Origin of the sequence: Haloarcula sp. CBA1129 (genome assembly GCF_008729015.1) — an archaeon.
In the GTDB taxonomy this organism is placed as follows: domain Archaea; phylum Halobacteriota; class Halobacteria; order Halobacteriales; family Haloarculaceae; genus Haloarcula.
The window spans coordinates 2612429-2637277 of record NZ_RKSM01000001.1 but is presented as its reverse complement, the minus strand read 5'-3'; the positions used below and the strand labels follow the sequence as shown (position 1 = coordinate 2637277).

Genomic DNA, 24849 nt, shown 5'->3' with positions numbered 1-24849 from the left:
CGTGTATATTCTCCCCCCGTAACCGCTAACTGTGCGCCCTCGAACATGACAGTATGACCGCCGATCCCCGCTGCCCTCACTGCTCGGAGAAAGTCAGTGCGACCGCGACATGGTGTATGCACTGTGGCCGGGACTTCGACAGCCCCGTCGACGCCGGGACCGGGTCAACAGTCCTCGACGCCGGCGGCAGCCAGACCACGTCGGACCTCGAAGCGGCGCTCAACGCCGGTGATCTCGATGGGATCCAGAACGCGCTCGCGCAGAGTGAAAACGGGCCGACAATTGTCGGTGTCGTCCTCGCCGGTATCGCGCTGGTTACCCTCCCGCTCGTCTCGCCGCCGGGCGCCCTGCTGTTTCTCCTCATCGTTGCCGGCGTGGGTGGAATTGCTGCGACACAGTCAACGTCCGAGGCGGCGGTCAGAACCGGCGGGAAGGCACTTGCTCTCGCTCCCTTCCTGCTTGTGTTTATCGACGTATTTCTCGGATATCTGTTCGGCGGAGCGGTTGCGATCAGCGCCACAATTCTGATTGGCCCGGCAATTTACGCCGGTCTGGTCATGTACGGTGTCCGCCTGTATCGCCGTCGCTGAGCGGTTTGTGGTGACCTGACCGCGAGTCGGCGTGCATCTCGACCAGCGTATCGGCGACTTGCTCGACCGCCCTATCGGCGACAGCCGCTCGCTGGGCGTCCGTGAGTGGGGTGTGGCGGCCCATAGACGGATGTGACTGCTCAATTGGTAAATACTTCCTGCAGAGTACAGTCGCTGTCTGAGTCATCCTTTCTGTGAGCAGTCCGCCCGCGTCAGACGACGCAGTGATTCGCTTCGCCCGGTATCAAAACTACCATGCCTCCCGGATTCGAGAGTTAACCTACTACAGGTGGTTCTGTGACCGAAAAACGCGAATACAAAGACGATTATCAGGACAAGACGCTGTATCTCCCGGGGCCGACAGAGGTGCGCGAGGACGTTATCGAGGCGATGGCCGAGCCGATGTTCGGGCACCGGATGGACCGGATGACGGACCTCTACACCACCATCGTCGAGGACACGAAGGCGTTCCTCGGCACCGACAACGATGTCATCGTGCTCACGGCGTCGGGCACGGAGTTCTGGGAGTCGACGACGCTCAATCTGGTCGATGACAGTATGCTCGTGCCGACCTCCGGCGCGTTCAGTGAGCGTCAGGCCAACGTCGCAGAGCGCCTCGGCAAGGACGTCGACCGCGTCGAGTACGACTGGGGCACGGCAGTCAAACCCGACGACATCCGCGACGCGCTCGAATCCGGCGACTACGACGCCGTCGGTGCAGTGATGAACGAGACCTCGACCGGCGTCCGCAACCCCATCGAGGAGATCGGTGACGTGGTCGCTGAGTACCCGGACACCTACTTCATTGTCGACGCCATCTCCTGTCTCGGCGGCGATCAGATCGACATCGAGGCCCACGGCATCGACGCCATCTTCACGTCCACGCAGAAGGCCTTCGCGATGCCGCCCGGACTCGCGGTCTGTGCTGTCAGCGATGCGGCCTACGAGCGGGAACTGGAGAAGGAGTCGGCGTCGTGGTACGGCGGCTTCCAGCGCTGTCTGGACTACTACGACCGGAAGGGCCAGACCCACTCCACACCGGCGATTCCGCTCATGCTCGCCTACCGCAAACAGATGAAGCATATGCTCGATGAGACCCACGACGCCCGCGACCAGCGCCATCAGGAGATGGCCGAGTACACGCGCGAGTGGGCCCGCGAGCACTTCGATCTGTATCCCGAGGAGGGCTATGAGTCCCAGACAGTGACCTGCATCGAGAACACGCAGGATATCAACGTCGCCGAGACGGTCGAAGCCGTCTCCGAGGAGTACGACATGGTGTTCTCTAGTGGCTACGGCGACATCAGTGAGGAGAGTTTCCGCATCGGACACATGGGCGAACACACCGTCGAGAGCATCAAGGAACTAACCGACGCAATCGAAGACGTCGCAGACCTGTAACTCAGATAATAACCGACGAATATCGGGGCTGTGGACTGATTTGGGGCGAATCGGCTCTACACGCTGGCGTTTTCACAGTTTGATAATGCTGGGAAGACTATATTACTGTTTGCTACTTTGATGTAGATAGACGAACCATATGAGTAAAAGCAACAGGCAGAGCGGTAACAGCGATTCTTCAGGACCAATGAATGTGACCAGAAAACAGTTCGACTGGAGTGAGACGCGACCGAGCGCAGCAGTGACTGAGTACATCTCCGCCATGACCGGTCGGGAACAGACTGATTTCGCGCCGCTGTACGAGACTGTGGACCCCGAAGCGCTCGACTCGATCATCGACTCTTCGCACCGCTCGACACCTGTCAGTATTTCATTTGAATATGCCGGTCACTCGGTCACTGTCCGAAGCGACGGCGAACTCGTCATCAAGGCACCAAGCGCCAGCATCGGCCGGTAGCTGGCGGTCTCTGCACTATCTGTCCCGTCGTAACGGATTGCAGCGACGTCAGTAACACTCACACTCTGTTTCCGTCTGTTGCTTCCTCGAGATCCGGAGCAGAGCCGTTTTTGTACGCGAGACGCAACTCTCCTTCAACATGACCACTGCCGAGGACGTCGCTGAGAATCCCTATCTCTCCGATCCACGGACTGCATTCGAGCCCATTGAGGACATCGACGCCGAAACCGCCCGCGAGCAAGCCGACCAGTTGCGGGAGGCGCTCCGCTACCACGACTACCGGTACTACGTCGAGAACGACCCGGTCATCGGCGACCGGGCCTACGACGCGCTGTTTACCCGGCTCCAGAGACTTGAATCGGCGTTCGACCTCGATACCGACGGCAGTCCGACCCAGCGCGTCGGCGGCGAGCCACTGGACGAACTCCCCGATGTCGAGCACGTCGCCCGGATGGGCTCTATCGATCAGGGTGGCGAGGAAGCGGATGTGCGGGAGTTCGATAGACGGGTTCGGACCAGCCTCGACGGCGACGTGCAGTACTTCTGCGAGCCGAAGTTCGACGGGCTCTCTGTCGAGGTCGTCTACGAGGACGGCGTCTACCAGCGGGCGGCGACCCGCGGCGACGGCGCGGTCGGCGAGGACGTGACCGAGAACGTCCGTACTATCGCCAGCGTCCCACAGCGCCTGCGCGGCGAGTACCCCGACTTTCTGGCCGTCCGCGGCGAGGTGTACATCCCGCGGGACGCCTTCACGGCGTTCAACCGCGAGCGCGTCGAGCGCGGCGAGGATCCGTTCGCGAATCCGCGCAACGCCGCCGCCGGGACGCTCCGCCAACTCGACCCGTCCGTGACCGCGCAGCGTCCCCTCTCCGTGTTCTTCTTCGGTGTCCTCGACGCCTCGGTCGACTTCGAGAGCCACAGCGGGATACACGAGCGACTCCCCGAGTGGGGACTGCGAGTCTGCGACCGAACTGCCGTCGTCGATGATATTGAGGAGGCCATCAGCTACCGAAACGACCAGCAGCAGGCCCGCGACGACCTCGATTACGAAATCGACGGTGTCGTCATCAAGGTCGACGACATGGACGCCTGCGAAGCACTGGGAGCGACCTCGCGGGCCCCACGCTGGGCCTTCGCCTACAAGTTCCCGGCCCGGAAAGAGGAGACGACAGTACGGGACATCGTCGTGCAGGTCGGTCGGACCGGCCGGCTCACCCCCGTTGCGCTCATGGACCCGGTCGAGGTCGGTGGCGTCACCGTCTCGCGGGCCTCACTGCACAACCCCTCGCTCATCGCCGACCTCGGCGTCGACGTGGGCGACCGCATCCGCATCAAGCGCGCCGGCGACGTCATCCCGGATGTCGTCGAAGTGCTCGACGATGACGACGACGGCCACTTCGCGTTCCCGGATACCTGTCCGGCCTGTGACAGTCCGGTCGAGCACGACGGCCCGATGGCCTTTTGCACCGGCGGCCTCACCTGCCCCGCCCAGCGCGAGCGCAGCGTCGAACACTACGCCAGCCGCGACGCACTGGACATCGAGGGCCTCGGCGAGAAGGCCGTCCAGCAACTCCTCGATGCCGGCCTCGTCTCGGACCCTGCGGACCTCTATGCACTCACCGTTGCGGACCTCACAGAACTGGAGGGATGGGGCGAGACCAGCGCCCGGAACCTCGTCACGGAGATGGATGCCGCCCGTGAGCCACCGCTCGCGGACTTCCTCGTCGCGCTGGGTATCCCCGAAGTGGGCACCGTCACCGCACGAAATCTCGCACAAGAGTTCGGCACGTTCGAGGCAATACTGGACGTCGCCGACGAGGGCGACACCGACGCGTTCGAGACCGTGCCTGACGTGGGATCGACCGTCGCGCGCTCCATCGTGGAGTTCTTCGAGGGCGAGGGGAACCGCGCCGTCATCGACCGCCTGCTCGACCACGTCGACCCACGGGCCGCCGAGGAGACGGGCGGCGACACTCTTGCGGGTCTGACATTCGTCTTCACTGGCTCACTCGACGGGTACACCCGCAGCGACGCACAGGAACTGGTCGAACGAAACGGCGGGTCGGCGACGAGTAGCGTCTCCGGCAACACGGACTATCTGGTACTCGGTGACAACCCCGGCCAGCGAAAACAGGACGACGCGGAAGAAAACGACGTTGAAACGCTCAACGAAGCCGAATTCGAGGCCCTACTCCAAGAGACGGGCGTGCTGTGACGGTCCCGGCTGTGTCTCACAACAAGTGATACCAATCGCACTGCTGTCGTGCGGTTGCGTGTCAATTGAGCTTCAACGGCTCCAGTAGCCGGCGGCCAACGTGGGAGTGTCCCCGAAACGACTGCTCGTTTCACTGCCTATCCCGTCTCGCCCGTATTTATTTGTTCGCGTACGCCCAAGCAGTAGAGATGATGAAACATGGACCTCTCTCGTGAGTCGGTCCGCGTTCTCCACGTCGACGACAATGCCAACGTCGCCGACACGACCGCGGCGTTGCTGGAACACGAGGACGACCGGTTGTGCGTCGAGACGACGACGAGTGTCGAGACGGCGATTGAGCGACTCTCTGCGGAGCAGTTCGACTGCATCGTCTCGGACTACGACATGCCCGGACAGACCGGGATCGAGTTCCTTGAAGCCGTTCGCGACCGCCACCCGGAGCACCCGTTCATTCTCTACACCGGGAAAGGGTCCGAGGAAATCGCGAGCGATGCGATCTCTGCGGGCGTGACCGACTACCTCCAGAAGGGCTCGGACACCGAGCGGTACGCACTGCTCGCGAACCGGATCCACAACGCTGTCGACGCGCATCGGTCCCAGCGGAAGCTCGACGAGCGAACTCGCCGGCTAGAATCGCTCATCAGTAGCCTCCCGGGCATGGTCTATCGCTGTCTGAACACGTCGGGGTGGCCGATGGAGACCGTCGAAGGCGAAATCGAACCCCTCACCGGCTACACGGCGGCGGACTTCGAAACCGGGGCGGTGACTTGGGGCGAAGACGTACTCCATCCGGAGGACCGTGACCGGATGTGGGAGGCGGTCCAAGAGGCGCTCGCGGCCGACGGCGAGTTCGAGGTCACGTATCGGATTATCACTGCAGACGGCACCACAAAGTGGATGTGGGAACGCGGGCACCGGGTACCTAGAGCGGCTGATGATCCGGCCGCTCTGGAGGGGTTCATAACCGACGTCACCGACCTGCGGGAGCGAGAACAGGAGCTGCGACGGTACGAGCGGATGGTGAACACGATGCAGGAGTCGGCCTGTATCTACGACAGAGAGGGGCGATTCGAGGTCGTCAACCAGCATCTGGCCTCGTTCTACGGGACGACGAGAGCCGAGCTGGAAGGCGAGTCGAGCCAGCTCGTGCCCAAGATCCGGAGCGAGCACGAGGGGGACCCATACCAAGAGCTGATCGACGGCGACCGCGACGAACTTCGCGGGGTGGTGAGCGGCGAGTTTTCCGGCCACGGGTACGAGGTGCTGGAGTACCGCCTCACGCCGCTGGAAGTCGATGGGCAGGTCACGGGCGTGGTCGCCGTCACCCGCGAAGTGACGGAACAGCGGGCACGTGAGACGGAGCTCGCTAAACAGCGGTCGATTCTCAAGGCACAACAGGAGGCGGTGATCGACGGAATCCTCGTGGCCGACGAGAGCCGGTCCATCACTTGGTACAACGACCGTTTCATCGACATGTGGGACATCCCACAGGACATCGTCGAACGCGGCGACGAGGCGGCCGTGCTCGAGTGGGCGGTGGAACAACTCGCCGAGCCGGAGGCGGTCCGCGCGGCGGTCGAGTCCCTGTATGACAACCCCGAGATGACTTCCCGCGACGAAATCGAGCTCGCCGACGGCCGGGTGTTTGACCGCTACACGGCACCTGTCGTCGGCGAGGACGGAACACACTTCGGCCGGCTGTGGACCTTTCGGGATATCACCGAGCGCAAGGAGCGCGAACGGGAACTGGCCCGCCAGAACGAGCGTCTGGAAGAGTTCGTCAACGTCGTCTCTCACGACCTCCGGAGCCCGCTGCAAGTGGCCGGTAGCCGACTGATGCTCGCTCAGGAGGAGTGCGACAGCGAGCATCTGGAGTCAATCGACAATGCCGTCCGCCGGATGAACGATATCGTCGATGACGTCCTCAAACTGGCGCGGGAAGGGGTCGATATCGGGGAGACTGAGCCTCTCGACCTCCGTGAGACGGCCGACGCTGCTTGGCGGATTGCCGCGGACAACGCCGACGACGCGGAGCTCCGCTACGTGGCCGACGAGAAGCGGAACTGGACTATCGAGGCCGATAGCGACCGGCTGTCCGGGCTGTTCGAGAACCTCCTCGGAAACGCGACCGAACACGCCGGCCCGTCGGTAACCGTCTCGGTCGGCCATCTCGACGACAGACCCGGGTTCTACGTGGCTGACGACGGTCCGGGCATCCCCGCCGATGAGCGCGAGCGGGTGCTTGAGCCGGGCTACTCGACCGCTGACGACGGGACCGGCTTCGGGCTCCGGATCGCCAAACAAATCGCCGAGGCCCACGGGTGGGAGATCCGTGTTACCGACAGCGAAGATGGGGGTGCCCGGTTCGAGATCATCGGTGTCGACTTCCTCGAGTGACGTGGTCCCCGCGAAGGACAGCGGCCGCTCCCCTACAGTACTACGGAGAATCTTCGGAACGGCGACCGATTGCTACAGGTCCTTGTTCTCAAAGACGTAGTAGCCGGCGACCAGCGGGACGACCAGCCACAGCAGCAGGTAGCCGATAACTGCGACAGTGCTGTACTGAGGCGGCAAGGCGGCGTTGGTACACTCGGCACCGGCCTGCGTTACTTCGAGTGTGCCACCCAGCATTTCCTCACACGTCACCTGCGGACTCGACGTGAGGAGGAGCCGCGAGCGGATCGGCGACCCCTGTAATACCTCTTGGACGAGCGTGCGGTACGCCGCGATGGGGCTCAGGAGCGAGACGAACAGTTCGATGTGAAGTTGAGTCACTTGGCCGATGTTCGCGTGGTCCGATAGCAGGTTTCCGAGGCCTGCCCCGAGGTTCGACCAGAACACCTGCAGGTACACGTAGATTCCGAGCGACGCCGCCATCGCCCGCCGAGCGGTCTTCATCGCCGCTGAGAGGCCGATAGCGAACGCCGTGAACACGACGCCGTATGCCATCGTGGCGAGCGCGAACAGCAGGAACGACTCCCACGCAATCTCGATCTCCGACGGGAGCAACACTAGCAAGGTTGTCAGGAACCCGACCGTGACCGGGATAAGCGTGATGGCGCTCCGGCCGACGAACTTGCCGGCGAGTAGTTCACCGCGCGTGTATGGGAGCGAGAGCAGTATTTTCAGAGAGCCACGCTCACTCTCACGGGCGATTGCAGCGTAGCCGATGACGATTGCCACAGCGGGAAGCAGCGGTGCTGCAATCGGCAGCGCAAAGCGGACGTATGCGTCCGTCGTCAGCGACGCTCCGGCCTCGGCGAACTGCTGGCCGATGTTGAAATACAGGCCCAGCACCGCCGGGAGCGCGAAGAGCACGATGAAGATGAGCGAGAGGACCCAGATCCACGGCGAGCGGACCGTGTCACGGAACTCCTTTTTCGAGATGGGGTACCAGTCGGCGAACTCGGAGTTCTTGATGCTCGTGTCGACGTCGCCGAGGAACTTCTTGACGGGGTTCTGTTCGGCGCTCATGCGTCGACCTCCGCCTGCTCTTCCTGTTGCTCGGTGTAGGCGGCGAACACTTCATCGAGCGAAGCTTCCTCGGTCTCGAAGTTGGCGACCTCGCTCCCGCTTTCCTCGACAGCGTTGAGAACGCCCATCTTCGCGTCGCTGTCACAGCCGACGGTGAGCGTGGTCCCGTCCGCAGTCACGGTCGACACCTCGTCGAGCCCCTCGATAGCCGCGACTGCGGCGTCGGTGCCGTCGCCGTCGGAAAGCGTCACACGGAGGACGGTGTCTCCGGCAGCGGCCTCGCGCAGCCCCGCGACGCTGTCTTTCGCGATGAGACGGCCGTCCTGAAGGATGCCGACCGTGTCACAGACGGCCTCGACCTGACCGAGGATGTGGCTGGAGAAGAAGACGGTCGCGCCGCGTTCGTTCTCCTCGCGGATGAGCTCCCGCATCAGCCGGGCCCCATTGGGGTCCAGTCCGGTTGTCGGCTCGTCCAGAATGAGGAGATCGGGTTCGCCGACGAGCGCCATCGCCAGCACGAGGCGCTGTTGCATCCCCTTGGAGTAGCCGCCGGCCTTGCGGTCGATGGCGTCGGCGATGCCGACCCGTTCGGCCAGTTCGTCGGCGTCGGCGTCGGCGTCTTTCGATTCGATGACAAAGGAGAGGTGCTGACGACCGGTGAGCCGGTCGTACACGTCGTAGCCTTCGGGGAGGACTCCAGTGCGGGCACGGATTTTCTTCGGTTCTTCGTGGATGTCGTGGCCGAGCACCGTCGCCGACCCGTCGGTCGCGCGGACGAAATCAAGGAGGATATTGATAGTCGTCGACTTCCCGGCCCCGTTCGGGCCGAGGAAGCCGAAGATTTCGCCCTCCTCGACGGTGAGGTCGACCCCTTGCAGTGCGGTGAGGCTCCCGAACTGCTTGGTGACGCCATCCAATTCTATCGCTGCCATACGGCCGGTTTGTGACGGCCGCGTGTATAGTCTTTCGTGTTCCAAATATCAATCAAAACACTCGACGCGCGGACTCTGGCCGCCACAACGGCCGTTCAGACTTCGGCGTCTGGGTCGTGGCGCTCGGCCATCCGCTGGGCCTCCGTCGCGTAGCGTTCCTGTGTCTCCTCGTCGTTTACGGGTTCGAGTCGCTCCGGCTCGACGTCGATGGCCGCCGTAATCCGCTTGCGCCTGAGTAGATTCGGCGAGAGCTGTTTGGTCAGGTGGCGGTCGCCCGCCGGGGGCGCGTAGATGAGCGTCACCATGCGCTCGTCGCCGAAACTAGAGCGTTCGACCAGCCAGCACTGGACCGTCTCCTCGTCGTCAGTCATTGCCGTACCGTTTGCAGGCCGGCGGTTTATATCTTACAACCCCCTCCTGAACCGCCGTTACCGGGTCACGTTCAGTCCCTGCTCGATGCTCGCGGTGAACTCCTCGTCGATGTCGATTGCGGTCTCGGCGTTCCGAACCGTGTTCGTCGCGACCACGCCCGCGTCGCCCGAACGGAGTCGGATGCCGGCCGCCGATGCGTTGCTGACCGTGTTCCCCGTGATGGTGAAACTGTACGGACGCTTCTCGGCTCGTACGTCGGTGTCATCCGCGTCTGCCGGAACGGTTCGCGCGAGGACGCCGACCGGACAGTTGTCGACCTGATTGCCCGAGACCGTGATGTCGGCCGACCGGGCTTTGGGAGTCCCGGCTACCTCCTCCCGAAGATGTGTCTCCTTGTACTCGATTTCGATGCCCGCCTCGCCGCCGGGGTCGGGCGCGAATTCGGTCAGGTCCCGGCAGACGTTCCCGACGATGGTCCCGCGCTGAGCTGGCGAGCAGGCGATGAGGCTGTGGCCGCCGTCGACGGCGACGTTCCCGATGACGGCGAAGTTCGAGACGTTGTACGGGGCGATGTTGTTGAACTTCACACCGACGACGCGATTGCCGGCGATGACTACATCGTTGGACTGCCGCAGGTCCCGGCCGCTGCCGGTCGGTGCGGCCCGGCTGGTGATGCCGTACCAGTTCGGGTTGACGACCTCGTTGTGTTCGACCGTCACACCCGTACACCGTGTGAACGACAGCGCCATCTGGAAGCCGTTCACCGTCCGGTTGCGGGCGACGTAGACGCCGTCGCACTGATCTGCCTGAATGGCCTGATTGTTCAGTTGGGTCCCGTTGGCGTCGAACTCGATGTCGGTGACGGCGGCGTTGTCACCGCGCACGCGGATGAGGTCGTGGCCGGCCGGCAGCGGGTTCGACTGTGACGCCGACGGCGCGGGGTCCTCGTCCGTCCCCGTCTGCGATGCGACGAAACGGGTTCCCTGCTGTCCGGTCAGTGTGGTGTTGTCGCCCATCGTCGCCGGCCCGCCAAAGCGGAAGGTATCAGCGCTCGCGATAACAGTCCCGCCGCTGTCCGGCATGGTGTCGAAGGCATACTGAAATGCTTCGTCGGCAGTGCCGCCGGTCGAGAACGCGACGCTGCCGCGGCCGCCATCGAGCACTAGGTACTTCGTCCTGTTTCCGTTTCCGTTCGCACTGCCGTTCGACTGGCCTGCTCCGGTCGTGACGAAATACACTGCCCCTGTCCCCGTCAGTCTAGTGCTCGCCTGTGCCTGCCCGGTGCCGCTGCACAGTCCGATGCCCGCCGCGGCACCGATACTCGACAGCACGGACCGACGTGTCGCCCGCCAGTCCGACTGCTGTGACCCGGTACTACCACTATTTCTGTCAACAGTCATGTATGGACGGCTGCCCGGCCGCTCGCAATAACCGCTTATAATAGCGGTCTGACCCGTACGTACCCGTCAATACCTGAACTGTCCGGCCCTGCTGACTTCGACTGGTGACTCTCTGGGTGCTCGGGTGATGGCGACAGGATACTTTCGTCTCCAGAACGCGACGTCTGGTCTCACTCTTTCCGCCGCTGACAGCAGATTTATGCCGACAGCGCCGGGACGATACGGTAATCCGACGTGGTCTCCGACGACTCGCCGTTCGATGATGTATCGGCAGACCGGGACTCTCTCCGGGTCCTGCTCACTGCCGTGTGTGTTGTCGCCGTAGTGCTGGCGACGGCAACGCTCCCGATTCTCGCGCCTAGTGGGTCACAGAGCCCGATGGAGTCACTTGTGCCGCTCCCACAGGAGAACCCGTTCGGGGAGGCTGGGGGGACCTCGACCGGCGGCAGCGGGGGGCAACTCGGCGCGCTGAACCCGGGGAGCCAGACCAGTGTGGGCGGGTCGCTCGACAGCGGCGACAGCCCGTTCCAGTCACAGGACACGGAGCCACATTTCACTGTCACGAGTTCCGAACCGGCGTACTGGCGGACCGGCGCGTACGAAACCTACACCGGCACGGGGTGGGACGGGCGCGCGGCCCCGCAGGCCTACGAGGGGCCGATGGCGGTCGACGGGATGGCCGATACGACAGTCGATTACGAGGTGCAACTGGCCAAATCCGCCACGTCGCTGCCGACCGTCTGGCGGCCGAAATCGGTGTCCCGCGATAATGTGATGGTCACCGAGTACGGCGCGGTCACGTCCGAGCGGCCGCTGCCCGCCGGCACGACCTACAGCGCGACCAGCGTGACGCCCCCCGACGACCCGGCGGTGCTACGGACGAGCGGGCGCGACTACCCTGACGCCATCGAATCGCGCTATACGAACGTGCCGGCGTCGACCTCGGCGCAAGTAGGGCCGTTCACCGACCGGCTGACCGAGGACAGCGGCTCGCCCTACGAGTCGGCGACGGCTATCGAGCAGTGGCTGGAGGCGAACAAGAACTACTCGCTGAATGTCAGCCAGCCCCCCGAGGACGACGTGGCCTCGGAGTTCATCTTCCAGATGGACGAGGGGTACTGCGAGTACTTCGCTACATCGATGGTGGTGATGCTGCGGAGTCAGGATATCCCGGCGCGTTACGTCGTCGGCTACTCGACCGGCGAACAGACCGGCCAGAACCAGTACACTGTCCGCGGGATGAACGCCCACGCGTGGGTCGAGGTGTACTTCGAGGGCGTCGGCTGGGTGCAGTTCGATCCGACGCCGGGCCGGGAGCGTCTGGCGTCCGAACAGCAGGCGATGCAAAACAGTAGTCAGGGGTACAGCGCGTCGGAGTCCGGCAGCCCTGACGAGGAGTTCGCCGTCGGGACGCCGACGGACGAGCCACAGACCGAAGCCCCGACTGACGGGGCTGGGCAGGAGTCACAGAGCGATGCAACCGAGGGCACCGAGGCGGGTGCAGACGGGACCGGTGACGGCGACGGAGCCGGCGACTCGGGCGACGGCGGGACGGTCTCTCAGTCCGGCGAGTACGTTATCGAACTCAACCGGACGGCGACACCGGGCGCGGCGGTGGCGGCAACGGTGACCCGCGACGGCGCACCGGTCGACGGCGCGGACGTGTACTTCAACGGCGAGCCGGTCGGAACGACGGGGCCGGACGGCACCGTTTCAGGGACGGTCCCCTACGAAGACGAACTGACGATCACTGTCGACTCAGCGAGTGACGAAGCCGCCCTCGCTGTTCCAGCCGTCCCGCGTGTCAGCGACCGCTCGTTTGCTGTTGCCGACCCGCAGGCCCAGCAATCGACGAACGCGAGCTACGAACTGAACACCAGCGCGTCGGTGACCGTCACCGGCGAGCAGGTCACCGGCGGCGAGGTGACTGTCACCGCGACTGTTGACGGCGTGCCGGTACGGGACGGCGATGTGCTGCTCGATGGCAAGCAGGTGGCGACGACGGACCGCCAAGGCCGTACAGCGGTCACGCTCCCGACCGAGCCCGGCAACGTCTCGATTGCCGTCGAGCGAGACGCTGTCAGCGGGAACACGACCGTCGTGCTCGAACGGCTCTCCGTGGCAACGTCACCGACGCTGCCCCTGTCCCTGCCCGTGGCCGGCCAGACGGTGAACGCAACGATGGGCGGGGACCCGGCCACGAACGCCACAGTCGCAGTCGGCGGGGAGCCGACAGCACGGACCGGCGCGGCCGGGCAGGTGACGGTCGGTCTGCCGTTCGCGGCCAGTACCGAGATTACCGTCTCGAAGTACGGTCAGACGGCAACGACGACGATTGGCGGCCTGTTTGTCAACGCCGCGGGAGTCGGGGTTGCTCTCGGCGTCCTCATCGCTGGAACGGTCGTCGGCGCTCGTCGACGGAACGTCACGCCGAGGACAGTCTGGGGATGGGTGCGGGCCGCACGCGAACTCGCCGTCGGGGCGCTCGTCGGCGTCGCGGTGGTGGCCGATGGTCTGCTGGGCCGCGTCCGAACACGACTCGAACTCACTGTCACAGCGCTCCGGGACCTGCTCGCCGGCCACCGGTCGCCGGCGGCGTTGCTCGACGCATTGCGAGCGTGGGTCACTGCACGCCTTTCAGCGGCCGAAGACGCTGCCACCGGAGCGGTGGCGACCGTCTCAGCGACAGCATCGAACGGGGACGACGAAACGTCCGCAGCTCGGGTCACCATCCGCGAGGCGTGGACGCGCTTCCTGACCCACGTCTCGCTCCGGCGATACTGGACGCGGACGCCCGGGGAGATCGCGACCCACGCCATTGAACGGGACGACCTCCCGCCGGCCGCGGTTCGGACAGTCCGGGACGCCTTCCGGGCGGTTGAGTACGGCCAGCGGGACCCACAGGAGCACGTGGCGGCCGTCGAGGATGCGATTCGGACCATCGAGGCACAGGCAACCGACGACACTGACAACACGACGGAGGAGCGGCCCTGATGCGCCTGCGAACGGTCGTGTTCGGGACTGGAGGGCTGCTGGCGACCACCGTCGCTGTCTTTCTGATTTTCGTGCCGACGGTCGCCGGCGAGTCGCTGGTCGCCGTGTTCGGTCGTGTTGCCCCGACGACCACCCTCCTCGTCGGGAGTCTGACCGTCGGCGTCTGTGCGGTCCTTGCCGGCTGGCTCGGTGGGCTTCTCGGCGGTGGCTCGCCGACCACCTTCGATGTGGCCGTCGACAGTCCGCCGGAAGCCGTGACGGCGACGGAGAGTCGGCTGGTCGCCGCCGACATCGACGCGGCCATCGACGACGCGGTTGCGGGCGATGACGCGGCGATGGACACGGTCACCGAGCGACTCACTGCGGCGGCGACGACAGCCTCTGCCATTGGAGCCGGCGTCTCACAGGCGTCCGCTCATCAAGCAGTCCGCGCGGGGACGTGGACCGACGACGCCGTCGCGGCGGCGATGCTCTCGCCGACGGAGCCCCAGTCGCTGCTGGCTCGCCTCCGCCTGTGGCTCGACCCGGAGAGCGAGCGCCGCCGCCGCATCCGCCGGACGGTCGACGCTATCGAGCGGGCATCGGGAGGTGAGCGCTGACAATGCATCGCCGTCTGCGGCGCTGGAGCGGCGGGCTCGCAGCCGCGCTGTTTCTCGTTAGCGTCTCGCTTTTGACTGCCGAGCCGCTGTTGCTCGCGGCGACTGCAATCCCGCTCACCTACGTCGCCTACGGTGCGCTCTCGCGGGTGCCGGCGGGAACTGACTTACAAGCAGCACGCTCCGTCTCCGACGCCCAGCCGACGCCGGGCGAACCGGTCGCGGTCGAACTCACCGTGACCAACACCGGTAGCAGTTCGCTGACCGACGTGCGGGTCATCGACGGCGTGCCCGAGGAACTGGCGGTCGTCGACGGGTCGCCGCGGCGCTGTCTCTCGTTGCGGCCTGACGAGAGCGCGACGCTGTCTTATGCTGTGATGGCAAAGCGGGGGACCTACACGTTCGACGCCGCCGCGGTGCGGGTGCGGACGCTGTCGGCCAGCGACGAAGTGACCGTCGACCTGCCCGTCGCCGGTGACGGGACGCTGACGTGCTCGAACACCGTCTCCGAGGTGCCGATGGCCGACGCGACGCTCCCGCGAGCGGGAACGCTTCCCACCGACACTGGGGGGAGCGGGCTGGAGTTCCACTCGACGCGGAGCTACCAGCCCGGGGACCCGGTCAACCGCATCGACTGGCGGCGCTACGCCAAGACCGACGAGCTGACCACCATCGACTACCGGGAGGAACAGGCCGTCAGGACGGTGCTGGTCGTCGATGCGCGGCCACCGGCCCGCGTGACGCCGGAACCGGGATTCCCGACCGGAGCCGAACTGTCGGCCTATGCTGCCGAGCGCCTGTTCGACGCGCTCTCCCGGACTAGCGTCGTCGCGAGCGTCTGTGCTGTGGGGCTCGCTGACTCTGATGTCCCCGGCGGGATCGGTCCCGACGGACTGGCGTGGGTTGACGCCTCGGGCGGCCACGCGGCCGCTCACGCGAGACAGCTGTTCGACAGCGTTGGCCGTGCCGCGGCCCGGCAGTCGGACGCCGACGCGGCCAGTGTCGCTGACGTGTCCGGGGACGCCTCTCCAGAGCAGCCCCGGGGCGGAGCTGCGAAGGTGACGACGGCCGACGGCGGCACCATCGAGGACCCGGACCTGCTCGCAGTGCTCGCTCGGCTCCCGCCGACCGCGCAGGTGGTCGTGTTCTCGCCGGCCGCCGACGACTGGCCCGTCTCGCTGGTGTCGTCGCTTGCGGTCCGTGACTACCCGACGACGCTGGTCAGTCCGTCGCTCGCCCGCGGGGACTCACTCGGTGCAGCTGTCGCAGGCACCGAACGCACTGCTCGCCTCCAGCGGGCTGAACTATCCGGCGCGACCGTTATCGACTGGGACCTCGACAGCCCAATCGATGTGGCGCTCCGCGCCTCGCTCGCGGACCTGTTCAGCGTGTAACTATGGAGGACACAAGCTCGTTCCCGTCCCGGATGCCACGGACCAGCTTCGCGACCGTCGTCGGCGTGACAGCGCTACTGGTCGCGGGTCTGCTGGGAACCGTGAGTGCCGACCGGGCCGCGCTCGTCGGTGTGGCCACTGGCGGTCTGCTAGCGCTATCGCTGTGGCTGAGCGGCTGGGACCGCTGGCAGGCGGTCGGGACCGTTCTGGCTAGCGTCCTCGCGCTCCCGGTCGCCGTCGGGCTTTCGGTCGCCACCGGCGGCGCGGTCGTTTCGCTCGGCGCCGAACTGTTCCCCGTTGCCTCACAGGCCGGCGTCCGACCGGCAGTTGTCACGCTGGTATCGCAGGTGGTTGTCGTCCTCGGCTGCCTGACCGCCGTCTTCGGTGCAACTGCGGCCACCCGCGGCATCGTCGACATTGAGCGGGTCGAGACATACGGTGGCGTCGTCGTACGGACGACCGCCGTTCCGTTCGCCGTTGCCCTCGTGTTGTTCGCGCGGGGGGCCGTCGACTTCTTGCAGTCCAACGCCGGGACACCGGGCGTCCAGCAGCTGACGGGTGACGTCCTCACTCGGGTTCTGGACCCGGTGTTCGACCCGGTTCCCGGACGGACGCATATTGCCATCTTCAGCCTATTGGTCGCACTCGCCGCTGCGGCGCTGACCCGCGGCCTTGACGCCTTACCGCTGGCCGAACTCGTTCCGGAAACGAGCGACGCCCCCGCCATCGACGGGACCGTCAACACCGTTTTGCGAACCATCCGATGGACGGAACTGCTCGCCTTACTCATTGTGCCGGTTGCCGGGCTAATCGAACTGACTCTCGGCCAGCAGTTCCTCACCCGCACGCTTCCGAGCGGGCTGTACGACCCCCTCGTCGCAGTCACGGCTGCACCGGGCCTCCGGGGCGTTCTCTGGTGGCTGGCCCTCGGCGGGACAGCCGTCGCGGTGGCCGTCTGGTTCCTCCGGCGGACGGTCCAGAGTTCGGCCGACCGCGTCGGGACCGTCCTCGCGCCGTACGTCGGCGGCGGCGTCATCACGCTCGCCGCGGTAGCGGTCGCAGGGCCGGCAGTCGATGCCATCGAAACGGCGCTCCGGGCGACGCCGGCCGCGGCGACCGTCGAGCAGTTCCTCGTTCCGATACTGGACGTGTACGGTCCCGAGACCGTCACGCTGGCGCTGGCCGTCGTGGCGCTGTTTTCAGTCATCAGCGCGACTGGACAGCTATGGGTGGCGCTGGCGACAAACTACTTGCGTGAGCAGACAGCCGGCATCACGCTCGCCGCGGCCGGGCTGTTTGGTGCGAGCGCCTTCGCTGCCACGCTTTCGGCGCCGACGTGGCTGGTGCTCGCGGGTCTGGTCGGTGCAGTCGTCGTCTGGGACGCCGGTTCCTTCGGGACGACGATGGGCCGCGAAGTCGGTACCGAGGCCGCGACGCGTCGCACAGAACTCGTCCACACCGGGGGAACGGTCGCGGTCGGCGGCGTCGGCGCGGCGGCGACGCTGGGTCTGGCCGGCGTCGCCCGGGGCGCTATTGCTGTCGAGCCATCGGTCGCTATGGCGGGCCTCGTGGTCTGTCTCGTCGCCGTGCTGGCGCTGGTGGCTGCGATACGATAGGACTGCACCGAACAATCCATTGTGGCGTGGTGACAAGCCAGCAGTATGACCGACCAGTCCCCGCTGGAGCGAGCCAGAGACAATGTGACTGAACTCGCCTCTCTAGCGGTCACCGGGTTCTGGCTCGTTGCTCTCCTCACCGGACAGGAGTGGTGGCTCGCGGCGCTGCTCGTTGGCTACGTCGTGATCGTCCCGCTGACGGAACTGTTGTACGGTGATCCGGACGAGGAGGAAGATATCGAGGAGGCGGACCCAGCGCCGTCGCGCGATGCTGGCGACGAAACACCGCTCGAACGCCTGCGCCGCCGGTACGCCGAGGGAGAACTGACTGACGACCAGTTCGAGCGGAAACTGGAGCGACTGCTCGAAACAGAGACGCTGGAGGATGTTGCGGACGGCGCGGCGGTGCGGGAGCGTGAGACCGAACGAACCTGAGAATCTAGGGACTGACGGCCGGTACTTCGACGCTGTCCAGCACGTCGTCGACGACGGTCGCCGGGTCGACACCGCGGACACCCGCGTCAGCGGTCAGCACGAGTCGGTGGGCGAACGCCTCCTCGACGACGGTTTTCACATCGTCCGGGACGGCGTAGTCGCGGCCGTCGAGGGCCGCAGCGGCGCGGGTGGCTTCGAACAGTCGCTGGATGCCCCGTGGAGAGACACCGACTTCGACGCGGTCGTCCTCGCGGGTGGCCCGTCCGAGTTCGACGACGTAGTCCCGGAGCGTGTCGTCGACGGTGACTGATTCGACGGTTCGCTGGAGCGCCGGGAGACGGTCGCCGTCGATGACGCTCGTGACGCTTGGCGCTTGCGCGGTCCGGTCGGCCCGCCGGTCGATGAGTTCGCGCTCGCCGCCGAAGTCGGGATACCCCATCGACGTTTTGACGATGAAGCGGTCCCGCTGGGCCTCGGGCAGGCCGAAGGTCCCCTCCTGCTCGACGGGGTTCTGCGTGGCGATGACGAAGAACGGCTCGGGCAGGTCGTGGGTCACACCGTCGACGGTCACCTGCTTCTCGCCCATCGCCTCAAGCAGCGCGGCCTGTGTCTTTGGCGGTGCGCGGTTGATTTCGTCCGCGAGAACGACGTTGGCGAAGACGGGGCCGGGCTGGAAGTCGAACTCGCCGGTGGCCTCGTTGAACACGTTCGAGCCGGTGATGTCGGACGGCAGCAGGTCCGGGGTGAACTGCACCCGCTTGAAGGAGAGGTCGAGCGCCGTTGCGAACGACTGGGCGGTGAGTGTCTTCCCCGTGCCCGGCACGTCTTCCAGCAGGACGTGCCCCCGGGCGAGAATCCCGGTCATGACGGTTTCGAGGAAGCGGTCGTCGGCGATGACAGCGTCCCCGACAGCATCGAGAACCTGCCGGCTCGTCCGCCCGGCAGTGTCGTGGTCCATACCGGCGTGAAGACAGCCATCGACAAATACCCTCTCCCTCGGTTTCGCCGGCGGGCGGACCGAGACCATGTCAGAATATCACAATCAGAGAGTATTGCCGTAACTCTGAGTTATAGATAGCTAGAGATATATGCATACTGCACATGACTAACGACTACGGATTCGGGACGCGCTGTGTCCATGCCGGTCAGGAGGAGCCGGACCCGGTCACAGGGGCGCGCGCGCCGCCCATCTATCAGACCTCGTCGTATGTCTTTGAGGACGCCGACACCGCGGCCGACCGGTACGCGCTGGAGGACGACGGCAACGTCTACTCGCGCTTTGACAACCCTACCGTCAGGATGCTCGAAAACCGCATCGCGTCCTTGGAGAACGCCGCTGACGCCGTCGCGACAGGGTCTGGGATGGCTGCTCTCGACGCCGGGACGTTCGTTCTCGCAGCCAACGGCGACAACATCGTGACGGCTTCGTCCATCTACGGCGGCACCCACTCGTACTTCTCGAAGGCCGCCAATCGCCGCGGCATCGAGACGCGGTTCGTCGACACGCTCGACCCGGACGCCTACGCCGCGGCCATCGACGAGGACACGGCCTACGTCCACTTCGAGACCATCGGCAACCCCTCGCTCGTGGTTCCGCCGATGGAGGAGATCGCTGAAGTGGCGCACGACCACGGCGTCCCTGTTTTCGTCGACAACACGTTCGGGACGCCGGCGCTCTGTAATCCGCTCGACCACGGCGTGGACCTCCTCTGGGAGTCGACGACGAAGTGGATTCACGGCTCCGGGACGACTGTCGGCGGCGTCCTCGTCGACGGCGGTTCGTTCCCGTGGGCGGAGTACCCCGAGAAGTTCCCGGAACTTGGCGGTGAGAACGAGGCCTTCGGCAAGAACTTCTCCGAGGCCTTCGGCGACCGCGCCTTCTCCGTCGCCGCCCGACAGCGTGCCCTCCGCTCGCTCGGTGACGGCCAGAAACCGTTCGACGCTTGGGCGACCCTCCAAGGGGCCGAGACGCTCTCCCTGCGAATGGAGCGCCACTGCGAGAACGCGATGACCGTCGCACAGCACCTTGACGACCACCCCGAGGTCGCTTGGGTCACCTATCCCGGGCTGGAGAGTCACGAAACCCACGACTTGGCACAGCAGTACCTCTCTGGCGGGTTCGGCGGCATCGTCACGTTCGGCCTCGAAGGCGGCTTCGACGCGGGGCGGCAGTTCTGCGAGGAGACGGAGCTCGCGCAGTTCCTCGCCAATATCGGCGACGCCAAGACGCTGGTCATCCATCCGGCATCGACCACTCACGCCCAGCTCAGCGAGGCGGAACAGCGCGCCAGCGGCGTCACGCCGGACCTCATCCGGTTCAGCGTCGGCATCGAAGACGCAGAAGACATCATCACAGACATCGACGACACAATCGAACGAGTCACATGAACGTCGAACACAACACCATCTCGCTCGGTGAGTTCGAGTTCGACTGCGGGGAGACGATTCCTGACCTCGAACTCACCTACGAGGCCTACGGGGAGTTCGACGGCGACAACGCGGTGCTGGTCTGTCACGCGCTGACCGGCAGCGCCCACGTCGCCGGCCGCGACCGGGTCGACAGCGCCGATCAGGCCCGCGCTTGGTGGGACGACATCGTCGGCCCGGGGAAGGCCATCGACACCACGGAGTACTACGTCGTCTGTGCGAACGTGCCGGGCTCCTGTTACGGCTCGACGGGGCCGAAAAGCGAGAACCCGGAGACGGGAGAGCCCTACGGCACCGACTTCCCGCCGGTCACCGTCACTGACTGGACCGAGGCCCAACGGGCGCTGCTTGACGAACTCGGGATTCCACACCTCCACGCCGTCGTCGGCGGTAGCGTCGGCGGCATGAACGTCATCGAATGGGCCAAGCGACATCCGGACCACGTCGACCGCATCGTCCCAATCGCTGCCGCCGCGCGACTGGACACACAGTGTCTCTCGCTCGATGCTATCGCCCGCCGGGCCATCACGACCGACCCGAACTGGAATCAGGGCCACTACTACGGCGAGGACGACGACCCGCCCAGCGACGGGCTGGCGCTGGCCCGCCAACTTGGCCACGTCATGTATCTCTCGAAGGCGTCGATGGAGCGCCGCTTCGGTCGTCGCGCCGCCGGCCGGGACGCCGTCCGTACGTTCCCCACCGACGCCGCGGGGGCCTTTTTCCCGTACCGTGACGTGGAGTCGTATCTCGATTACAACGCCGAGAAATTCACCGAGCGCTTCGACGCCAACAGCTACCTCTACCTGACGCGGGCGATGGACAACTACGACCTCGCTGCGGGGTTCGAGTCCGACGCTGACGCGCTGGCGGCCTTCGACGGTGACGCGCTGGTGATGTCCTTTACTGCTGACTGGCACTTCACCTCCCAGCAGGCGGAGGCGCTGGCCGACTCGCTCCGGGACGCCGACGCGAACGTCGCCCACCACGTCATCGACTCCGACCACGGACACGACGCGTTCCTCGTCGAACCGGACAACGTCGGGCCGCCACTGTCTGACTTCCTCGACGCGGGGGTCGACGGCAAGGCTGTGACCGACTCGGTAGTCGAAGACAGTCAGGAGAGCGACTTCGCGCCGGTCCACAACAGCCTGTTCTCGCGGTAGCGACGCGGGCGTATCAGCCGCCGACTGGCTGGTTCGGTTTCGCCTCGTCAATCATGCATGCTTTGTTTCACGGTAGCATTTAACACATTCCGACACGTCTGTCCCTATGTATGGCTGACATGACCACGAACATCGAAAGCGAGGAGTACTCGTTCGGACAGACGGTGTACGACGAGGACGGCAACGAACTCGGGACTATCCGCGGGTTCGACGAACACGGCTTCTACGTCACGGTCGAGGACGGCATCGAATCGCTGTCGAGCGAGCATCTCAGCGCCGGGGCCGCCGGTGAGGCAGAACTGATGTGGCGCTGCTGGGAATGTGGCGAGATGGGCCAGATAGAGGATATTCCCGATGAATGTCCGTCCTGTGGCGCACAGAAAGAGGACATCTACTACTGGCAGGAGGATTGAAACTACACCTGTTCGAACCGCTCGGCGTCGGCCGGTCCGACTGTCTCCCGCACGGTTTCGGCGGCCGACGGCGGAAGCGAGAACCGTAGCGTCGTCCAATCTCGCTCGAGAATCGCCCGCCCGTCGTCGTCACAGACGACCGCGTACACCAGCGTCTCGCCGTGGACTCGCGCCAGTGCGTCGAACGTCTCCGCCGTTATCGGCACCGTCCCGGTCGTGTGGGTGTCGGTGGCCGAGACCTCAGTGTGGTCCGCAATAGTCTCGACAGCGAACCGTTCGATACCGGGGTTGTCTCGTCGCCCCAGCCCGAGGTGGACGAACGCTTCTGTGGGGGTTCGTGGGGATGCATCCAGCACCGCCGAAAACAGGTCCAGCCCGACCGCTTCATCGGGGGCGGACAGTTCGAACCGGTGTCTGGCTTCGTCCTGTGGCCAACTCGGTCCCGGTTCGACGCCGCCGAGTCCCTCCCACGCCGCGACAATTGTCTCGGTCAGCCGGTCGATGCCGATCTCGTCGATGGCCCGAACTACCGCCGCAGCGTCGTCGGAATCGCCCATGCCCGTCTGTTCGTCGCTCGCAGGCAAGTGCGTGCTGATTCCGCCACGCCGGTGGTAGGTTTTTGTCCGGGCCGTCCCTGCTCGTCGGTATGGATATTGTCGTCGTCGGTGCCGGGAGCCTCGGCAGTCTCGTCGGTGGCCTGCTCGCCCGGGAACACGATGTGACACTCGTCGGACGGGAGCCACACGTGGGCAGTGTCACCGAAGACGGCCTCTCCGTCGTCGGAACAGAGCAGTTCCGGGTTCACCCCAGCGCACAGACGACGGTTCCGGCCAGCGCCGACCTCGCGGTAGTGACGGTCAAGGCCTACGACACCGCCGCCGTTGCGGCGGACCTCGCGGACTGCACGCTCGATGCCTGCCTCTCACTGCAGAACGGGATGGGAAACGAGGCGCGGTTAGCCGCTGAAATCGACTGTCCGGTGCTCGCAGGGACGTGTTCCTACGGGGCACGGCTTCGGGAACCGGGCACCGTCGCGTTCACCGGTCGCGGTGACATCGTGCTGGGGGACCGCAATAGCGGCCGGTCCGCGGTTGCCGACGATGTCGGGACCGCGTTCCGTGCGGCCGGTCTCGAAACGACCGTCGCCGCCGACATGCCGACCCGCCTCTGGGAGAAACTCGCCGTAAACGCCGGCATCAACGCCGTGACGGCGCTCGCTCGCGTGGCGAACGGCGCGCTCGCCGATTCGCCGGCCGACGCCGTCGCCGCGGACGCCGCCCGTGAGACGGCCGCCGTCGCCCGTGAGCAGGACATCGATCTTTCGGACGAGCGTGCGGTATCGCTCGTCGAGCGTGTCGTTGACGACACCGCCGCCAACCACTCGTCGATGTATCAGGACATCTCGGCCGGCCACCAGACAGAAATAGACGCTATCAACGGCTACGTCGCCGACACCGCCAGAGAGCCAGCCCCCGTGAACGAGACGCTTGCCCGTCTCGTCCGTACGTGGGAGCGATACCGCGAGCAATAAGCAATCGTGACGGTCCCGGCACGATGGACGGCGGTTACCGTACCAGTCAACGCAAGAGCGGCACACGGCTGTTCTGGAATCACACAACGACTATATACACGTCTCCTATGTGTGTCTCACATGACTCCACAGACCGACGGAATGGGGCCCGGAACGCCGCGTAGTGCTCTTGGCGGGACCGGTTCGCATGGCACGAGGGGGCCACTGGAATGACAGCGGACGACGCGAGTGGCAACCGCATCGTCGACTACGAACTGTTCGAGGTCCCGCCGCGCTGGCTCTTCCTCCGTCTGGAGACGGCCGACGGGACCGTCGGCTGGGGCGAACCCGTTGTCGAGGGCCGGGCTCACACCGTGCGCGCGGCCGTCGAAGAGCTGTTGGAGGCGTATCTCATCGGCGAGAACCCCGAGAACATTCAGGACCACTGGCAGGCGATGTATCGCGGCGGCTTCTACCGCGGCGGCCCGGTCCTGATGTCCGCTATCGCCGGCATCGATCAGGCGCTGTGGGACATCAAAGGGAAGCAACTCGGCGCGCCGGTCCACCAGCTCTTGGGCGGTCAGGCCCGGGACCGGATTCGGGTGTACCAGTGGATCGGCGGCGACGAGCCCTCTGACGTGGCCGACGCCGCCCGCGAGCAGGTCGAGGCCGGGTTCACGGCGCTGAAGATGAACGCGACGCCGGAAATCGAGCGCATCGACGACCCCGCGACGGTCGAGGCGGCCGCGACGCGCCTGCGTGAGGTCCGGGAGGCCGTCGGTCCCGAGGTCGACATCGGCGTCGACTTCCACGGTCGCGTCACGAAACCGATGGTCAAGCGCCTCGCGTCCGCGATGGAACCGTACGACCCGATGTTCATCGAGGAACCGGTCCTCCCGGAGCACAACGACGCCCTGCCGGCTATCGCCGCCCACACCGAGATTCCCATCGCGACCGGCGAGCGGATGTACTCGCGCTGGGACTACAAGGAGGTGTTCGAGAACGGTGCCGTCGACCTCATCCAACCGGACCTCTCCCACGCCGGCGGCATCACCGAGGTCTACAAGATCGCGTCGATGGCCGAGGCCTACGACGTGGCGATGGCCCCTCACTGCCCGCTCGGCCCGGTCGCGCTGGCGTCGTGTGTGCAGGTCGACGCCTGCTCGCCTAACGCACTCATTCAGGAGCAGAGCATCGACATCCACTACAACGAGACCACTGACGTGCTGGACTATCTGGCCGACCCGTCAGTGTTCGACTACGAGGACGGCTTCGTCACCGTGCCCACGGACCCCGGACTCGGCATCGAGATCGACGAGTCGTTCGTCCGTGAGCAGGCCCAGCAGGATGTCGACTGGCACAACCCGGTCTGGCGACACGACGACGGCAGCGTCGCCGAGTGGTAGTCCGGCGGCGATTCCCCGCCTCGCTTATCGGTGACTGTGTGGTGACAGTAC

21 protein-coding genes are annotated in these 24849 nt (G+C 65.5%); 15 read left to right on the top strand and 6 right to left on the bottom strand.

The window, feature by feature from the left end; genetic code table 11:
• The first annotated feature begins 116 nt into the window (after nucleotides 1-116).
• The 5 genes from Har1129_RS13325 (at nucleotide 117) to Har1129_RS13305 (ending at nucleotide 7060) form a co-directional block, all read left to right on the top strand.
• The gene (locus Har1129_RS13325; RefSeq protein ID WP_151102148.1) at nucleotides 117-590 is read left to right on the top strand and encodes a hypothetical protein; all 474 of its coding nucleotides are present in this window, start codon (nucleotides 117-119) and stop codon (nucleotides 588-590) included.
• A gap of 297 nt (nucleotides 591-887) precedes the next feature.
• Nucleotides 888-1991 (top strand): alanine--glyoxylate aminotransferase family protein, encoded by a 1104-nt coding sequence (locus Har1129_RS13320; RefSeq protein WP_151101103.1) that lies wholly within the window; start codon nucleotides 888-890, stop codon nucleotides 1989-1991.
• Between the two features lie 187 nt (nucleotides 1992-2178).
• Complete coding sequence (locus Har1129_RS13315) at nucleotides 2179-2448, top strand: HalOD1 output domain-containing protein (protein ID WP_151101102.1); 270 nt, start codon at nucleotides 2179-2181, stop codon at nucleotides 2446-2448.
• Between the two features lie 139 nt (nucleotides 2449-2587).
• A complete protein-coding gene (gene ligA / locus Har1129_RS13310; protein WP_151101101.1) occupies nucleotides 2588-4663 on the top strand; it encodes an NAD-dependent DNA ligase LigA in 2076 nt (691 codons plus the stop codon).
• Nucleotides 4664-4861: 198 nt separating this feature from the next.
• The gene (locus tag Har1129_RS13305) at nucleotides 4862-7060 is read left to right on the top strand and encodes a PAS domain S-box protein (RefSeq protein WP_151101100.1); all 2199 of its coding nucleotides are present in this window, start codon (nucleotides 4862-4864) and stop codon (nucleotides 7058-7060) included.
• A 72-nt stretch (nucleotides 7061-7132) separates the two neighbouring features.
• Here Har1129_RS13305 and Har1129_RS13300 read toward each other — a convergent pair whose 3' ends face one another.
• From Har1129_RS13300 to Har1129_RS13285, 4 genes are all read right to left on the bottom strand, one after another.
• On the bottom strand, nucleotides 7133-8137 hold the full coding sequence (locus tag Har1129_RS13300) for an ABC transporter permease (RefSeq protein WP_151101099.1): 1005 nt from the start codon (nucleotides 8135-8137) through the stop codon (nucleotides 7133-7135).
• Entirely contained in the window at nucleotides 8134-9069 is a 936-nt protein-coding gene (locus Har1129_RS13295; protein WP_151101098.1) for an ABC transporter ATP-binding protein, read from the bottom strand. The genes Har1129_RS13300 and Har1129_RS13295 overlap by 4 nt, the downstream gene beginning before the upstream one ends.
• Before the next feature lie 95 nt (nucleotides 9070-9164).
• Nucleotides 9165-9440: a hypothetical protein gene (locus Har1129_RS13290; protein ID WP_151101097.1), complete on the bottom strand. Its 276-nt coding sequence runs from the start codon at nucleotides 9438-9440 to the stop codon at nucleotides 9165-9167.
• Between the two features lie 57 nt (nucleotides 9441-9497).
• On the bottom strand, nucleotides 9498-10841 hold the full coding sequence (locus Har1129_RS13285) for a right-handed parallel beta-helix repeat-containing protein (RefSeq protein ID WP_151101096.1): 1344 nt from the start codon (nucleotides 10839-10841) through the stop codon (nucleotides 9498-9500).
• A gap of 234 nt (nucleotides 10842-11075) precedes the next feature.
• On the opposite strand from Har1129_RS13285, the gene Har1129_RS13280 reads away from it, so the two are divergent.
• The 5 genes from Har1129_RS13280 to Har1129_RS13260 are packed head-to-tail and all read left to right on the top strand — an operon-like array spanning nucleotide 11076 to nucleotide 17876.
• On the top strand, nucleotides 11076-13835 hold the full coding sequence (locus Har1129_RS13280) for a transglutaminaseTgpA domain-containing protein (protein WP_151101095.1): 2760 nt from the start codon (nucleotides 11076-11078) through the stop codon (nucleotides 13833-13835).
• Nucleotides 13835-14434, top strand: a complete 600-nt coding sequence (locus tag Har1129_RS13275; protein ID WP_151101094.1) for a hypothetical protein — start codon at nucleotides 13835-13837, stop codon at nucleotides 14432-14434. Before Har1129_RS13280 ends, Har1129_RS13275 begins: the two co-directional genes overlap by 1 nt.
• 2 nt (nucleotides 14435-14436) lie before the next feature.
• Nucleotides 14437-15825, top strand: coding sequence for a DUF58 domain-containing protein (locus Har1129_RS13270; protein WP_151101093.1), 1389 nt, complete (start codon nucleotides 14437-14439; stop codon nucleotides 15823-15825).
• A 2-nt stretch (nucleotides 15826-15827) separates the two neighbouring features.
• Nucleotides 15828-17441: a hypothetical protein gene (locus tag Har1129_RS13265; protein WP_151101092.1), complete on the top strand. Its 1614-nt coding sequence runs from the start codon at nucleotides 15828-15830 to the stop codon at nucleotides 17439-17441.
• 45 nt (nucleotides 17442-17486) lie between these two features.
• Entirely contained in the window at nucleotides 17487-17876 is a 390-nt protein-coding gene (locus Har1129_RS13260) for an SHOCT domain-containing protein (RefSeq protein WP_151101091.1), read from the top strand.
• A gap of 4 nt (nucleotides 17877-17880) precedes the next feature.
• On the opposite strand, the gene Har1129_RS13255 is transcribed toward Har1129_RS13260, so the two are convergent.
• A complete protein-coding gene (locus Har1129_RS13255; RefSeq protein WP_151101090.1) occupies nucleotides 17881-18834 on the bottom strand; it encodes a MoxR family ATPase in 954 nt (317 codons plus the stop codon).
• 143 nt (nucleotides 18835-18977) lie between these two features.
• Between Har1129_RS13255 and Har1129_RS13250 the strand changes: the two genes are divergently transcribed.
• The 3 genes from Har1129_RS13250 (at nucleotide 18978) to Har1129_RS13240 (ending at nucleotide 21882) form a co-directional block, all read left to right on the top strand.
• Complete coding sequence (locus tag Har1129_RS13250; RefSeq protein WP_151101089.1) at nucleotides 18978-20264, top strand: O-acetylhomoserine aminocarboxypropyltransferase/cysteine synthase family protein; 1287 nt, start codon at nucleotides 18978-18980, stop codon at nucleotides 20262-20264.
• On the top strand, nucleotides 20261-21469 hold the full coding sequence (gene metX, locus Har1129_RS13245) for a homoserine O-acetyltransferase (protein WP_151101088.1): 1209 nt from the start codon (nucleotides 20261-20263) through the stop codon (nucleotides 21467-21469). Before Har1129_RS13250 ends, metX begins: the two co-directional genes overlap by 4 nt.
• A 110-nt stretch (nucleotides 21470-21579) precedes the next feature.
• Nucleotides 21580-21882 carry a rubredoxin-like domain-containing protein gene (locus Har1129_RS13240; RefSeq protein WP_151101087.1) on the top strand — a complete coding sequence of 101 codons (303 nt, stop codon included), beginning with the start codon at nucleotides 21580-21582 and terminating at the stop codon, nucleotides 21880-21882.
• Between the two features lie 2 nt (nucleotides 21883-21884).
• Here Har1129_RS13240 and Har1129_RS13235 read toward each other — a convergent pair whose 3' ends face one another.
• Nucleotides 21885-22439 carry a hypothetical protein gene (locus tag Har1129_RS13235; RefSeq protein ID WP_151101086.1) on the bottom strand — a complete coding sequence of 185 codons (555 nt, stop codon included), beginning with the start codon at nucleotides 22437-22439 and terminating at the stop codon, nucleotides 21885-21887.
• Between the two features lie 89 nt (nucleotides 22440-22528).
• Here Har1129_RS13235 and Har1129_RS13230 point away from each other — a divergent pair, with 89 nt between their 5' ends.
• A complete protein-coding gene (locus tag Har1129_RS13230) occupies nucleotides 22529-23413 on the top strand; it encodes a ketopantoate reductase family protein (RefSeq protein WP_151101085.1) in 885 nt (294 codons plus the stop codon).
• A gap of 209 nt (nucleotides 23414-23622) precedes the next feature.
• Nucleotides 23623-24798, top strand: a complete 1176-nt coding sequence (gene dgoD / locus Har1129_RS13225) for a galactonate dehydratase (RefSeq protein ID WP_151101084.1) — start codon at nucleotides 23623-23625, stop codon at nucleotides 24796-24798.
• Nucleotides 24799-24849 lie beyond the last annotated feature (51 nt).

What these genes read in the sequence shown, in the direction of transcription:
- Har1129_RS13235 (WP_151101086.1), bottom strand. Translation starts at nt 22,439, where the DNA reads ATGGGCGATTCCGACGACGCTGCGGCGGTAGTTCGGGCCATCGACGAG.
- Har1129_RS13255 (WP_151101090.1), bottom strand. Translation starts at nt 18,834, where the DNA reads ATGGACCACGACACTGCCGGGCGGACGAGCCGGCAGGTTCTCGATGCT.
- Har1129_RS13275 (WP_151101094.1), top strand. Translation starts at nt 13,835, where the DNA reads ATGCGCCTGCGAACGGTCGTGTTCGGGACTGGAGGGCTGCTGGCGACC.
- Har1129_RS13260 (WP_151101091.1), top strand. Translation starts at nt 17,487, where the DNA reads ATGACCGACCAGTCCCCGCTGGAGCGAGCCAGAGACAATGTGACTGAA.
- Har1129_RS13300 (WP_151101099.1), bottom strand. Translation starts at nt 8,137, where the DNA reads ATGAGCGCCGAACAGAACCCCGTCAAGAAGTTCCTCGGCGACGTCGAC.
- Har1129_RS13305 (WP_151101100.1), top strand. Translation starts at nt 4,862, where the DNA reads ATGGACCTCTCTCGTGAGTCGGTCCGCGTTCTCCACGTCGACGACAAT.
- Har1129_RS13265 (WP_151101092.1), top strand. Translation starts at nt 15,828, where the DNA reads ATGGAGGACACAAGCTCGTTCCCGTCCCGGATGCCACGGACCAGCTTC.
- Har1129_RS13295 (WP_151101098.1), bottom strand. Translation starts at nt 9,069, where the DNA reads ATGGCAGCGATAGAATTGGATGGCGTCACCAAGCAGTTCGGGAGCCTC.
- Har1129_RS13240 (WP_151101087.1), top strand. Translation starts at nt 21,580, where the DNA reads ATGGCTGACATGACCACGAACATCGAAAGCGAGGAGTACTCGTTCGGA.
- Har1129_RS13270 (WP_151101093.1), top strand. Translation starts at nt 14,437, where the DNA reads ATGCATCGCCGTCTGCGGCGCTGGAGCGGCGGGCTCGCAGCCGCGCTG.
- Har1129_RS13325 (WP_151102148.1), top strand. Translation starts at nt 117, where the DNA reads ATGCACTGTGGCCGGGACTTCGACAGCCCCGTCGACGCCGGGACCGGG.
- ligA (WP_151101101.1), top strand. Translation starts at nt 2,588, where the DNA reads ATGACCACTGCCGAGGACGTCGCTGAGAATCCCTATCTCTCCGATCCA.
- Har1129_RS13285 (WP_151101096.1), bottom strand. Translation starts at nt 10,841, where the DNA reads ATGACTGTTGACAGAAATAGTGGTAGTACCGGGTCACAGCAGTCGGAC.
- dgoD (WP_151101084.1), top strand. Translation starts at nt 23,623, where the DNA reads ATGACAGCGGACGACGCGAGTGGCAACCGCATCGTCGACTACGAACTG.
- Har1129_RS13315 (WP_151101102.1), top strand. Translation starts at nt 2,179, where the DNA reads ATGAATGTGACCAGAAAACAGTTCGACTGGAGTGAGACGCGACCGAGC.
- Har1129_RS13250 (WP_151101089.1), top strand. Translation starts at nt 18,978, where the DNA reads ATGACTAACGACTACGGATTCGGGACGCGCTGTGTCCATGCCGGTCAG.
- metX (WP_151101088.1), top strand. Translation starts at nt 20,261, where the DNA reads ATGAACGTCGAACACAACACCATCTCGCTCGGTGAGTTCGAGTTCGAC.
- Har1129_RS13230 (WP_151101085.1), top strand. Translation starts at nt 22,529, where the DNA reads ATGGATATTGTCGTCGTCGGTGCCGGGAGCCTCGGCAGTCTCGTCGGT.
- Har1129_RS13290 (WP_151101097.1), bottom strand. Translation starts at nt 9,440, where the DNA reads ATGACTGACGACGAGGAGACGGTCCAGTGCTGGCTGGTCGAACGCTCT.